Source organism: Micromonospora orduensis (assembly GCF_006228125.1).
Taxonomy (GTDB): Bacteria; Actinomycetota; Actinomycetes; order Mycobacteriales; family Micromonosporaceae; genus Micromonospora; species Micromonospora orduensis.
Window position 1 is genome coordinate 1 of record NZ_VDFY01000088.1, and the last position, 12,500, is coordinate 12,500.

The window sequence follows — 12,500 nt, forward strand, 5'->3', positions numbered from 1 at the left end:
GCACCCCGGGACCTGGCCGGCTACAAGCAGGTGACCGCCGCGCACGCCGCGTTCGGCGCGGGTACGCCCGGCGCCCGCCTCGACTACCTGGTGCTCACCGATCCCGAGTTGGAGCCGGGGCCGGTGTCCGGGCCGGCCCGGCTGGTGATCGCCGCGTGGGTCGGGGCCACCCGCCTGATCGACAACGCGGCGATCCACCTGGCACCCCGTCCCTGACCCGGCCCCTCCCACCTCCACCACTTTGGCGAAAGGCCATTCCGATGCTGCGGACCATGCTCAAGTCGAAGATCCACCGGGCCACGGTGACCCAGGCCGACCTGCACTACGTGGGTTCGGTGACTGTGGACGAGGATCTGCTCGACGCCGCCGACCTGCTCCCCGGCGAGCAGGTGGCGATCGTGGACATCACCAACGGCGCCCGGCTGGAGACGTACGTGATCCCCGGTGAGCGGGGCAGCGGCGTGATCGGCATCAACGGTGCCGCCGCGCACCTCGTACACCCCGGTGACCTGGTCATCCTGATCTCGTACGGGCAGATGGACGAGGCCGAGGCCCGGTCGTACCGGCCGCGGGTGGTGCATGTGGACGCCGACAACCGGGTGATCGAGCTGGGCGCCGACCCGGCCGCGGTGGCCCCCGGCACGGCCGGTGACCCGGTGCCCAGCCCGCTGGCCGTGTCCGCCGTGTGACCCCCCGCGTCGCCATTCCGGTCTGTCACCGGAAGGTCATGTGCGGTTACCCTTGGCGCGCTGGCGCAAGCTGGCGGGTGGCTGGGGGAGGCCGCTATGCGCAGTGCCGTGACGACCCTGTTCGCCGTCGCCGTGACGGCGGTGCTGCTGGTGGGCTGCGCCGGGTCCGGCGACCTGGACGGTGACCTGACCGACGAGTGGGCCGCGATGGCGGCGCCGTCGGCGTTCACTCCGGCGGCCGGTGTGTGTCACGCCGCCGATTTCACCGACGTGGTCACCCTGGCCGGCTACGAGCCGGTGGACTGCGCGGGGCCGCACCGGCTGGAGACCGTGCATGTCGGGGCGTTCCCGGCCCAACGGGCGACCGCCCCGGCGGGTGGTTCGGCGGAGCTGCGGGGCGCGTTCGCCGAGTGCGACACCCGGGCGACCGGGTACGTGGGTGACGACTGGCGGGCCGGGCGGCTGCGGTTGTCCGTGGCGCTGCCCTCCGGGCCGGGCTGGGCGGCGGGCTCCCGCTGGTTCCGGTGCGATCTCACCGAACTGAGCACTGTCGAGGCGGCGGCGACGGTGGTGGTCCGCTCGGGCAGCCTGCGGGACGCGTTGAAGACCCCCTCGCCGCTGCGGCTGGGTTGCCAGCAGACCCGTGGCGCGGCCGGGCGGGTGCAGACGCTGGTCCCGGTGGAGTGCGGCAGGCAGCACGACGCCGAGTTCGTCGGGGTGTGGCGTGCGCCGGACACGCCGTACCCCACCAGGGACGCCGACTGGGCGCCGCTCTACACGGGCTGCCGCAGCGCCCTCGGCCGCTACGTGGGCGTGCCGGACGACGCCGAGCTGCGTTTCCGCAGCGGTGTGGTGGTCCGCCCACCGGGGGCCGGGCGGTGGCGGGTCGGTGACCGGGGCGTGCGCTGCTACCTGTGGCTCAGCGACCGTACGGTGATCGCCTCACTGAAGGGCGCGGGCCCGGCGGGTCTTCCGGTCCGGACGAAGTGACCACGGCCCGACGGTCGGCGCGGCCCGCCCGGCGCGGGACGGGGTAGCCGATACCACTCGTCCCGCCCCCGCCGCCCCCGGCGAGGATCGTTCGGGTTGACTGGTGGGATGGACCTTCCGACCGTCGACCTGCCGGCCCTGCCCAGACTGCTGGCCGCGCCCGAGCCCGGCTGGGTGGAGACCACCGACGTGATCGTCGTGGGGTCCGGGGTGGCCGGCCTGACCGCCGCGCTGCACCTGCGGGAGGCGGGTCTGCACGTCACGGTCGTCACCAAGGTCAACATTGACGACGGCTCGACCCGGTGGGCGCAGGGCGGCATCGCCGCGGTGCTCGACCCGGCGGACACACCGGCGGCGCACGCCCGGGACACCGAGGTCGCCGGGGTGGGGCTCTGCGACCCGGCGGCGGTGCGGGTGCTGGTCGAGGAGGGCCCGACCCGGTTGCGGGAGCTGATCCGGATCGGCGCCGAGTTCGACCGTCACCCGGACGGCTCGCTGATGCTGACCCGCGAGGGCGGGCACCGGGCGGACCGCATCGTGCACGCCGGCGGGGACGCCACCGGCGCGGAGGTGCAGCGCGCCCTGCACGCCGCCGTGCAGCGCGACCCGTGGATCCGGCTGGTCGAGCACGCCCTGGTGCTGGACCTGCTGCGGGCGCCCGGCGACGGGCCGGACGGGCTCGGCCCGGCCTGCGGGATCACCCTGCACGTGCTCGGCGAGGGCAGCGAGGACGGCGTGGGCGCGCTGCTGGCCCGGGCGGTGGTGCTGGCCACCGGCGGGATGGGGCAGGTCTTCGCGGCCACCACCAACCCGGCGGTCTCCACCGGCGACGGGGTGGCGCTGGCGATGCGGGCCGGCGCGGCGGTGACCGACGTCGAGTTCGTCCAGTTCCACCCGACCGCGCTGATCACCCCGTCCGGTGCGGGCGTGCCCGGCGCCGGGCACGCGCAGCAGCCACTGGTGTCCGAGGCGCTGCGCGGCGAGGGCGCGTACCTGGTGGACGCGGACGGCAAGCGGTTCATGGTGGGCCAGCACGAGTTGGCCGAGCTGGCCCCCCGGGACGTGGTGGCCAAGGGCATCCACCGGGTGCTGCTGGCCACCGGCGCGGATCACGTCTTCCTCGACGCCCGGCACCTCGGCGGCGCCTTCCTGGCCGGGCGGTTCCCCACCATCGTGGCGTCCTGCCTGGCGATCGGCGTCGACCCGGCCACCGACCTGATCCCTGTCGCCCCGGCGGCGCACTACGCCTCCGGCGGCGTCCGCACCGACCTGCGCGGCCGCACCTCCATCCCTGGCCTGTACGCCTGCGGCGAGGTGGCGTGCACGGGCGTGCACGGCGCGAACCGGCTGGCCAGCAACTCGCTGCTGGAGGGGCTGGTGTTCTCCCGCCGGATCGCCGACGACATCGCGGCCGGCCTGCCCGAGCAGGCGCAGCCGGCCGACACCGGCGCCTGGCGGGGCGGCGAGGGGTGGGTGCTGCCGGCCGAGGTCACGCCCGCTCTGCAACGGGCGATGACCCGGGGCGCGGGAGTGCTGCGGTCGGCGGCGACGTTGGCCGCGACGGCCGGGACGCTTACCGAGCTGGGCGCTGCCCGGGGCCGACCGAGGACCGCCGACTGGGAGGCGACCAACCTGCTCACTGTGGCGTCCACGCTCGTGGCGGCGGCGTACGCGCGCGGCGAGACCCGGGGTTGCCACTGGCGGGAGGATTTCCCGACGGCCGACGAACGGTGGCTGGGCCATCTGGTCGGGGCGGTCGGGGCGCAGGGCCGGTTGACGTCTCAGTGGGAGGAGAGCAAACCATGACGGAGTCGACGCGGACGGTGTTGCTGGCGGCCGGACTCGACCCGGAGCAGGTGCGGCGGGTGATCGAGACCGCGCTCGTCGAGGACCTGGGGCCGGATTTCCTGGACGTCACAAGTGCGGCCACCATTCCGGCGGAGCAGACCGACACCGCCGACCTGGTGGCCCGCGCCGACGGGGTGCTGGCCGGGATGGCCGTGGCCGCTGCCGTGTTCGAGCTGGTGGGCGAGGTGACCGGCTCCGGTCGTACCGTCGACGTGTCGGTGCTGGCCCGCGACGGCGAGCGGGTGGCCCGCGGCGACGTGCTGGCGACGGTGACCGGCCCGACCCGGCTGCTGCTGACGGCCGAGCGGACGGCGCTCAACCTGCTCTGCCGGATGTCCGGGGTGGCCACCCACACCCGTGCCTGGGCGGACGCCCTGGCCGGTACGAAGGCGATGGTGCTGGACACCCGCAAGACGACGCCGGGCCTGCGGGCGCTGGAGAAGTACGCGGTGCGGGCCGGCGGCGGCACCAACAAGCGGATGGGCCTCTACGACGTCGCCATGATCAAGGACAACCACAAGCTGGCGGCCGGGGGGATCACGGCGGCGTTCCGGCGGGTCCGGGAAGCGTTCCCGGAGGTCCCGGTGCAGGTCGAGGTAACCACTGTCGACGAGGCGGTGGAGGCCGTGGAGGCCGGGGCGGACTTCCTGCTCTGCGACAACATGACGCCGGAGACGCTGGCCCGGGCGGTGGACGCGGTAGGCGACCGGGCGGAGCTGGAGGCGACCGGCGGGCTGACCCTGGAGGCGGCGGCCCGGTACGCGGCCACCGGCGTCGACTTCCTCTCGGTGGGTGCGCTTACCCACTCGTCACCGATCCTGGACATCGCGATGGACCTGCGCACCGGGTAGTTGTCTAGGCTGCGAGCGTGCTGCTCTGCATCGACATCGGAAACACGAACACCGTGCTGGCGACCTTCGACGGCGACAAGCTGGTGCACTCCTGGCGGATCAAGACCGATGCCCGTTCGACGGCGGACGAGCTGGGCCTGATGTTCCGGGGCCTGCTCGCCGGGGACAACGTCGAGATCACCGGTGTGGCCGCCTGCTCCACGGTGCCCGCCGCGCTGCGGTCGCTGCGCACCATGCTCGGCCGCTACTACGCCGACCTGCCGAGTGTGATCGTCGAGCCGGGCGTGCGCACCGGGGTGCAGCTGGCCATCGACAACCCGAAGGAGGTGGGCGCCGACCGGGTGGTGAACACCCTGGCGGCGTACACCCTCTACGGCGGGCCGTCGATCGTGGTGGACTTCGGCACCACCACCAACTTCGACGTGATCAGCGGGCGGGGCGAGTTCCTCGGTGGGGCGTTCGCCCCGGGCATCGAGATCTCGTTCGACGCGCTGGCCGCGCGCGCCGCCCAGCTGCGCAAGGTCGAGGCGACCAAGCCCCGCTCGGTGATCGGCAAGAACACCGTGGAGTGCCTCCAGGCCGGCCTGTACTTCGGCTTCGCCGGGCAGGTGGACCGGATCGTCGAGCGGATGACCGAGGAGCTGGGCGAGGTGAAGGCGGTGATCGCCACCGGCGGCCTCGCCGCCCTGGTGCTCAACGAGTGCCGGAGCATCACCCACCACGAACCGATGATCACGCTGATCGGTCTGCGGATGGTCTACGAACGCAACCTGTGACCGTTCAGCGCCGGCGGGCGCGCAGCACCAGCGTCCGGTACGGCAGCTCGACGGTCTCCCGGCCGGCCAGGTCAGGGTGGGTGGCCAGGAGGTCGGTCAGCTCCCGCTCGACCCGCTGCCGATCGGTGTCCGAGGCGGTGAGCCAGTAGGAACGGGTCCGGATCATCCCGCGTACCTCGTCCGGGGTGAGGGTCGTGCGGTGCGCGAACTCGCGCGTCTCGATCGCGCCGAACGCCGGACCGAAGTCCGCGTACTTCACCATGATGTTGCCCGACTTGTCGTCGAGGTGGGCGATCCGGCCCAGCTCCGCCACCCACTCGACCCTGTCGTCCCGGATGTTCCAGATGGGGGCGAAGATGCCGCCGGGGCGGAGCACCCGGGCGATCTCGGCGTGTGCGGGCTCCTGGTCGAACCAGTGGTACGCCGTCCCGACCAGCACCGCGTCCGCCGCCGCGTCGGGCAGCGGCACGGCCTCGGCGCTGCCCGCCAGCGCCGTCGTGCCCGGGGTGCTGTCGGCGAGTTGCGCCCGCATCCCCGGATCGGGCTCGACGGGTACGACCTGGTGGCCCAGGGCCTGTACGCCGCGGGTCAGGATGCCGGTGCCCGCGCCGAGGTCGACGACCCGACCGCTGCTCAGCCCGTCGAATGCCCAGCGCAGGGCGGCTTCCGGATAGCGCGGACGAAATCGGTCGTAATCGCTCGCCGCAGCGCCGAAGGAGAGGGCGTGAGTGTGATCGACCATGACGGGCAGGTTATCCGGTAACAGCCCTCCGACCGCTTGAGTACGCTCGGGCCTGACCCCCCGTATCTCCCGTGACGAGGAAGCGTGCCGTGAGCGAGCAGAACGCCGTACCAGTGGACCCCGCCGACGACCTTCCCGAGCAGATGAAGGTCCGCCGGGAGAAGCGGGACCGGATGCTCGCCGAGGGCATCGAGCCCTACCCGGTCGGTTTCCCCCGCACCACCACCCTGGCGGAGATCCGGACCCGGTACGCGGATCTGCCCACCGACACCGCCACCGGTGACGAGGTCTCGGTCACCGGCCGGGTGATCTTCGTACGCAACACCGGCAAGCTCTGCTTCGCGACCCTGCGGGACGGCGACGGCACCGAGTTGCAGGCGATGCTGTCGCTGGACCGGGTCGGCCCGGAGCGGCTGGAGGCCTGGAAGCGCCTCGTCGACCTCGGCGACCACGTCGGCGTCACCGGTGAGGTGATCACCAGCCGCCGGGGTGAGCTCTCAGTGCTGGCGCAGCGGTGGGAGATGACCGCGAAGGCGCTGCGGCCGCTGCCGGTGGCGCACAAGCCGCTCTCCGAGGAGGCCCGGGTCCGTCAGCGCTACGTCGACCTGATCGTCCGGCCGCAGGCCCGGCAGATGGTCCGTACCCGGGCGGCGGCCGTACGCAGCCTGCGTGATTCGCTGCACGGGCAGGGCTTCATCGAGGTGGAAACGCCGATGTTGCAACTTCTGCACGGCGGTGCTGCCGCTCGACCGTTCGTGACCCACAGCAATGCGTTGAACACCGATCTGTATCTACGAATCGCGCCGGAACTGTTTCTCAAGCGCGCCGTGGTCGGTGGCGTCGATCGGGTCTTCGAGATCAACCGCAACTTCCGTAATGAGGGTGTCGACTCTTCGCACTCACCCGAGTTCGCGATGCTGGAGACCTACCAGGCGTACGGCGACTACGACACGATGGCCGAGTTGACCCGCAATCTCGTGCAACAGGCGGCGATCGCGGTCAGCGGCTCGACGGTGGTGACCCACGCCGACGGGCGCGAGTTCGACCTGGGTGGCGAGTGGCGCTCGGTGACGCTGTTCGGGGTGCTTTCCGAGGCACTCGGCGAGGAGGTCACGGTGCGCACCGAGCGGTCCCGCCTCGTCGAGTACGCGGACAAGGTGGGATTGGCCGTGGACCCCAAGTGGGGGCCGGGCAAGCTGGCCGAGGAACTGTTCGAGGAACTGGTCGTTCCCGGCCTGCAGGCGCCCACCTTCGTGCGGGACTACCCGGAGGAGACCAGCCCGCTCACCCGGGCGCACCGCAGTGAGCCCGGGCTGGCCGAGAAGTGGGACCTCTACGTGCTCGGGTTCGAGTTGGGCACCGCGTACTCCGAGCTGGTGGACCCGGTGGTGCAGCGGGAGCGGCTGGTGGCCCAGGCGCAGCTGGCCGCGCGGGGTGACGACGAGGCGATGCGTCTCGACGAGGACTTTCTCCGGGCGATGGAGTACGGAATGCCGCCGGCCGGCGGTATGGGAATGGGAATCGACCGGCTCTTGATGGCCCTGACCGGGCTCGGAATTCGGGAAACGATCCTCTTCCCGTTGGTCCGCCCGGAGTAGTCCCGCCCGGCTCACAGCGAGCCGTAACCGCATCCTATTGACGGGGCAAGCAGCGCGCGGGTTATTGTGCTCTCGTTAGCAGGAGTGCCCTGCTCGAAAGGAATGTGGGACGTGGCCAAGCAGATCATTCACAAGCTGGTCGATGACCTGGACGGCGGGGACGCGGACGAGACCGTCAAGTTCGCGCTCGACGGCGTTCAGTACGAGATCGACCTGTCGAGTTCCAACGCCGCGAAATTGCGCGACGTATTCGCGCCGTACGTGGGTGCCGGCACGAAGGTGGGCCGGGGTGGCGTCGTGATCGGTGGGCGGGCTGCCCGCGGCCGGGGCGGCGCGACCGCGGACCGCGAGCAGAACAAGGCGATCCGGGAGTGGGCCAAGAAGGCGGGCAAGGACATCTCGGACCGGGGCCGGATCCCGCAGGAGATCGTCGACGAGTTCCACGCCAAGCGCTGACCCGTCAGCAGCCTGGGTGCAGGCGCCACCGAAGGCGACACCGACGCCGGACCGGAGCATTCCTCCGGGCCGGCGTCGCCGTATCCACCCCTCCCGTGCCCGCTTCGCGGATCAGGGAAGCTTCCGGCGCCGACCGACGTTGTCCACAACCAGTGGAGCGACCTTCCACAGCCTGTGGACAACCGTCCCCCGGGGTCCCGCGCGGCGTTTTCGCGCGGCGATCCACCCCCTGGAGGGCTTCCGAAGCCGGGGAAGGGCCTCCGTCGCGTCAGTCGGATTTCGCTCTGCGCGTAGCGACAGGGGTACCGGAACACCTCCTGAGCGCGGACGGTTGTGCAAAACGACGTGCAACCGACCCACACCGGAGACACACGACCACGGCTGAGTCGGTAAGCGACGATAGAGTAAGGAGGCACGGACGCCCGTCCCGGACGTTCGTGCACCGGCCCCGCCAAGATCTTGACCATCAAGGCGCACGGCACGTGAGGAGCACGAGGGCATGTTCGAGCGGTTCACCGACCGAGCGCGACGGGTTGTCGTCCTGGCCCAAGAAGAGGCCCGGATGCTCAACCACAACTACATCGGTACGGAACACATCCTGCTGGGCCTGATCCACGAAGGTGAAGGCGTCGCGGCAAAGGCCCTGGAGAGCCTCGGCATCTCCCTGGAGGGCGTCCGCCAGCAGGTCGAGGAGATCATCGGCCAGGGCCAGCAGGCGCCGAGCGGGCACATCCCGTTCACGCCGCGGGCCAAGAAGGTGCTGGAGCTGTCGCTGCGCGAGGCGCTGCAGCTCGGCCACAACTACATCGGCACGGAGCACATCCTGCTCGGTCTGATCCGCGAGGGTGAGGGCGTCGCCGCCCAGGTGCTGGTCAAGCTCGGCGCCGACCTCAACCGGGTCCGCCAGCAGGTGATCCAGCTCCTCTCCGGCTACCAGGGCAAGGAGCCGGCCGCCGCCGGCGCCGCGCCGGGCGAGGCCGCGCCGTCGACCAGCCTGGTGCTGGACCAGTTCGGCCGCAACCTGACCCAGGCCGCCCGTGAGGGCAAGCTCGACCCGGTCATCGGGCGCGAGAAGGAAATCGAGCGGGTCATGCAGGTGCTCTCCCGCCGTACCAAGAACAACCCGGTCCTGATCGGTGAGCCCGGCGTCGGTAAGACCGCCGTCGTGGAGGGGCTTTCCCAGAAGATCATCAAGGGCGAGGTGCCCGAGACTCTGAAGGACAAGCAGCTCTACACGCTCGACCTCGGTGCGCTGGTCGCCGGTTCCCGCTACCGCGGTGACTTCGAGGAGCGCCTCAAGAAGGTGCTCAAGGAGATCCGCACCCGCGGCGACATCATCCTGTTCATCGACGAGATCCACACCCTGGTGGGTGCGGGTGCCGCCGAGGGCGCGATCGACGCGGCGAGCATCCTCAAGCCGATGCTGGCCCGTGGTGAGCTGCAGACCATCGGTGCCACCACCCTGGATGAGTACCGCAAGCACCTGGAGAAGGACGCCGCTCTCGAGCGCCGGTTCCAGCCGATCCAGGTGGGTGAGCCGTCGCTGGCGCACACCATCGAGATCCTCAAGGGCCTGCGCGACCGGTACGAGGCGCACCACCGTGTCTCGATCACCGACGCCGCCCTGGTGGCGGCCGCGACGCTGGCCGACCGGTACATCTCCGACCGCTTCCTGCCGGACAAGGCGATCGACCTGATCGACGAGGCCGGTGCCCGGATGCGGATCCGCCGGATGACCGCGCCGCCAGACCTGCGTGACTTCGACGAGCGCATCGCCCAGGTGCGTCGCGACAAGGAGTCCGCGATCGACGCGCAGGACTTCGAGCGCGCCGCCCAGCTGCGCGACAAGGAGAAGCAGCTCCTCGGCCAGAAGGCTCAGCGGGAGAAGGAGTGGAAGGCCGGTGACCTGGACGTCGTCAGCGAGGTCGACGACGAGCAGATCGCCGAGGTGCTCGGCAACTGGACCGGCATCCCGGTCTACAAGCTGACCGAGGAGGAGACCTCGCGCCTGCTGCGCATGGAGGACGAGCTGCACAAGCGCGTCATCGGCCAGGAGGACGCGGTCAAGGCGGTCTCGAAGGCGATCCGGCGTACCCGGGCCGGCCTGAAGGACCCGAAGCGCCCGTCGGGCTCGTTCATCTTCGCCGGCCCGTCCGGTGTCGGTAAGACCGAGCTGTCCAAGGCGCTCGCCGAGTTCCTCTTCGGCAGCGAGGACGCCCTCATCCAGCTGGACATGTCCGAGTTCCACGACCGCTACACGGTCTCCCGGCTGGTGGGTGCCCCTCCCGGCTACGTCGGCTACGACGAGGGCGGGCAGCTGACCGAGAAGGTGCGGCGTCGGCCGTTCTCGGTGGTTCTCTTCGACGAGATCGAGAAGGCCCACCCGGACGTGTTCAACACGCTGCTCCAGATCCTGGAGGACGGTCGGCTCACCGACGGTCAGGGTCGGATCGTGGACTTCAAGAACACGGTCATCATCCTGACCACCAACCTGGGCACCCGTGACGTCGCCAAGGCGGTGTCGCTGGGCTTCCAGGCGTCGGAGGACTCCGAGTCCAACTACGACCGGATGAAGCAGAAGGTCAACGACGAGCTCAAGCAGCACTTCCGGCCTGAGTTCCTCAACCGGATCGACGACACCATCGTCTTCCACCAGCTGCGCCAGACCGAGATCCTCTCGATCGTGGACATCATGATCCAGCGGATCGAGACGCAGCTGCGCAACAAGGACATGGGTCTGGAGCTGACCGACAACGCCAAGAAGTACCTGGCCGCGAAGGGCTTCGACCCGGTGCTCGGTGCCCGTCCGCTTCGTCGCACGATCCAGCGCGACATCGAGGACAACCTCTCCGAGCGGATCCTGTTCAACGAGCTGACCCCCGGTCAGATCGTCGTGGTGGACTGCGAGGGCGACCCGAACGACATCGACAAGTCCAAGCTCGTCTTCCGGGGCGCGGAGAAGCCGGTGGAAGTTCCGGACGCCGTGCCGGCCGACCTCGGTGGCAGCACCGCCACCGCGGGCGCGGACGAGTAAACAGCACGCAACGAAGGCGGGGCCCGGTGGCATGAGCCACCGGGCCCCGCCTTCGTTGCGTCCACCCGCACGGCGCACTGGCGCCCAATTTGTCGCGTCCACCCGCACGGCGGGCTGGCGCCTGCTTTGTCGCGTCCGTCGCCCGGGGCGGGCGTCCGCCTTCTCGCGTCCGTCGCGGTGGACGCAGGGCGCACGGACGCCCGGGCCGTCCGCCCTTCCGCGCCCGCCGCACCGCCGGCACGGCGCCCGGCGTGCCGGTGTCGGCCCCCCCTTCGCCGCAACATCCTGGATGTAGTGGCATCCGGCGCGCCTGACACCACTACATCCAGGATCGAGCACGATCTTGGGGTCCGTCGGGCGAGTCGGGGGCGGGTGGGCCGGGTCGTGTGAGGTCTGCGGGCCGGGCCGCAGACCGCTCGAGGTACGGCGCGACCTGCGCTCGCGAACGGCCGCGCGGGGCACAACATCAGGGAAACTGCTGCCTCGGAGCGACCTGAGGCAGCAACTTCCCTGATGTCGCGCGGATCTTGGCGGCCCGGAGGGTGGGTCCGACGGGGACGGGCGGCTCAGGTGATGAGGTCGGCGGCAGGTTGGGACGGGCCGTCGCCGGCCAGGCGGAAGGAGTCGGCGCCGACCGCTTCCACCAGCCCGTCCTGGACCAGACCCGCCAGAGCCCGGGCGCGCTGCACGTCGTCGGTCCAGACCTGGTCCAGCCGCTGGTGCGGCACCGGCCCGGTGGTCTCCCGGAGCACCCCGAGCAGCAGTCCGCGTACCTGCCGGTCGGTGCCCGCGTACCGCTGGGGGCGGCGGGTCGGTCCGATCGGCGGCTCCTGACCGGAGGCCCGCCACGCGCAGACCGACTCGACCGGGCAGGCCGTGCAGCGCGGTGACCGGGCCGTGCAGATCACGGCGCCCAGCTCCATGAACGCGGCGCTGGCCAGGGCCGCCGCGGCGGGCTCGGCCGGGAGTAGTTCCTCCGTGGCGACCAGGTCGGCGGGTCGGGTGACCGGGCCGGCGTCCGGCTCACCGGCGACCGCCCGGCAGACCACGCGACGCACGTTCGTGTCGACCACCGGGTGCCGCTGCCCGTACGCGAACGCGGCCACCGCCCGCGCCGTGTACATGCCGACGCCCGGCAGCGCCAGCAGCTGCTCCAGCCGGTCCGGCACCTGCCCGCCGTGCCTGTCGACGATCGCGACCGCGCACTCCCGCAGGCGGACGGCGCGGCGCGGGTAGCCGAGGCGTCCCCACATCCGGATCGCCTCGGCGGGGGTGTCGGCGGCCAACGCGGCGGGCTCCGGCCAGCGGGCCAGCCAGGCCTGCCAGGCCGGCACCACGCGGACCACAGGTGTCTGCTGGAGCATGACCTCGCTGACGAGGATGGCCCACGGGGTGACGCCGGGCTCGCGCCACGGCAGGTCACGGGCGTGCTGCCGGAACCATTGGCTGACCACTGTGGCGAAATCGGGTTGTGTCATGGCGTCGTCGATGATGTCACGGGGCGTGTTCCCGCTGG

General features: G+C 71.3%; 10 protein-coding genes and 1 pseudogene. 9 read left to right on the forward strand and 2 right to left on the reverse strand.

What is annotated here, in order from left to right:
- The 6 genes and pseudogenes from FHG89_RS04235 to FHG89_RS04260 form a co-directional block, all read left to right on the forward strand.
- Positions 1-216 (forward strand): annotated as a pseudogene (locus FHG89_RS04235) (hypothetical protein); the annotation flags it as partial.
- 44 nt (positions 217-260) lie between these two features.
- Positions 261-689 (forward strand): aspartate 1-decarboxylase, encoded by a 429-nt coding sequence (gene panD / locus FHG89_RS04240; protein WP_139582947.1) that lies wholly within the window; start codon positions 261-263, stop codon positions 687-689.
- A gap of 96 nt (positions 690-785) precedes the next feature.
- Positions 786-1,679: a septum formation family protein gene (locus tag FHG89_RS04245; protein ID WP_139582949.1), complete on the forward strand. Its 894-nt coding sequence runs from the start codon at positions 786-788 to the stop codon at positions 1,677-1,679.
- Positions 1,680-1,787: 108 nt separating this feature from the next.
- Positions 1,788-3,485, forward strand: a complete 1,698-nt coding sequence (locus FHG89_RS04250) for an L-aspartate oxidase (protein WP_139582951.1) — start codon at positions 1,788-1,790, stop codon at positions 3,483-3,485.
- Positions 3,482-4,378, forward strand: a complete 897-nt coding sequence (gene nadC, locus FHG89_RS04255; protein WP_139582952.1) for a carboxylating nicotinate-nucleotide diphosphorylase — start codon at positions 3,482-3,484, stop codon at positions 4,376-4,378. The genes FHG89_RS04250 and nadC overlap by 4 nt, the downstream gene beginning before the upstream one ends.
- 17 nt (positions 4,379-4,395) lie before the next feature.
- Complete coding sequence (locus FHG89_RS04260; RefSeq protein ID WP_139582953.1) at positions 4,396-5,154, forward strand: type III pantothenate kinase; 759 nt, start codon at positions 4,396-4,398, stop codon at positions 5,152-5,154.
- A gap of 4 nt (positions 5,155-5,158) precedes the next feature.
- Here the strand turns inward: FHG89_RS04260 and FHG89_RS04265 are convergent, their stop codons facing one another.
- Positions 5,159-5,896 (reverse strand): class I SAM-dependent methyltransferase, encoded by a 738-nt coding sequence (locus tag FHG89_RS04265; RefSeq protein ID WP_139582955.1) that lies wholly within the window; start codon positions 5,894-5,896, stop codon positions 5,159-5,161.
- A gap of 89 nt (positions 5,897-5,985) precedes the next feature.
- Here FHG89_RS04265 and lysS point away from each other — a divergent pair, with 89 nt between their 5' ends.
- The 3 genes from lysS (at position 5,986) to FHG89_RS04280 (ending at position 10,984) form a co-directional block, all read left to right on the forward strand.
- A complete protein-coding gene (gene lysS / locus FHG89_RS04270; protein ID WP_139582956.1) occupies positions 5,986-7,494 on the forward strand; it encodes a lysine--tRNA ligase in 1,509 nt (502 codons plus the stop codon).
- Between the two features lie 111 nt (positions 7,495-7,605).
- On the forward strand, positions 7,606-7,950 hold the full coding sequence (locus FHG89_RS04275; RefSeq protein ID WP_139582958.1) for a histone-like nucleoid-structuring protein Lsr2: 345 nt from the start codon (positions 7,606-7,608) through the stop codon (positions 7,948-7,950).
- A 499-nt stretch (positions 7,951-8,449) separates the two neighbouring features.
- Complete coding sequence (locus tag FHG89_RS04280) at positions 8,450-10,984, forward strand: ATP-dependent Clp protease ATP-binding subunit (protein WP_139582959.1); 2,535 nt, start codon at positions 8,450-8,452, stop codon at positions 10,982-10,984.
- 566 nt (positions 10,985-11,550) lie between these two features.
- Here the strand turns inward: FHG89_RS04280 and FHG89_RS04290 are convergent.
- On the reverse strand, positions 11,551-12,462 hold the full coding sequence (locus tag FHG89_RS04290) for an HhH-GPD family protein (protein ID WP_139582964.1): 912 nt from the start codon (positions 12,460-12,462) through the stop codon (positions 11,551-11,553).
- Positions 12,463-12,500 lie beyond the last annotated feature (38 nt).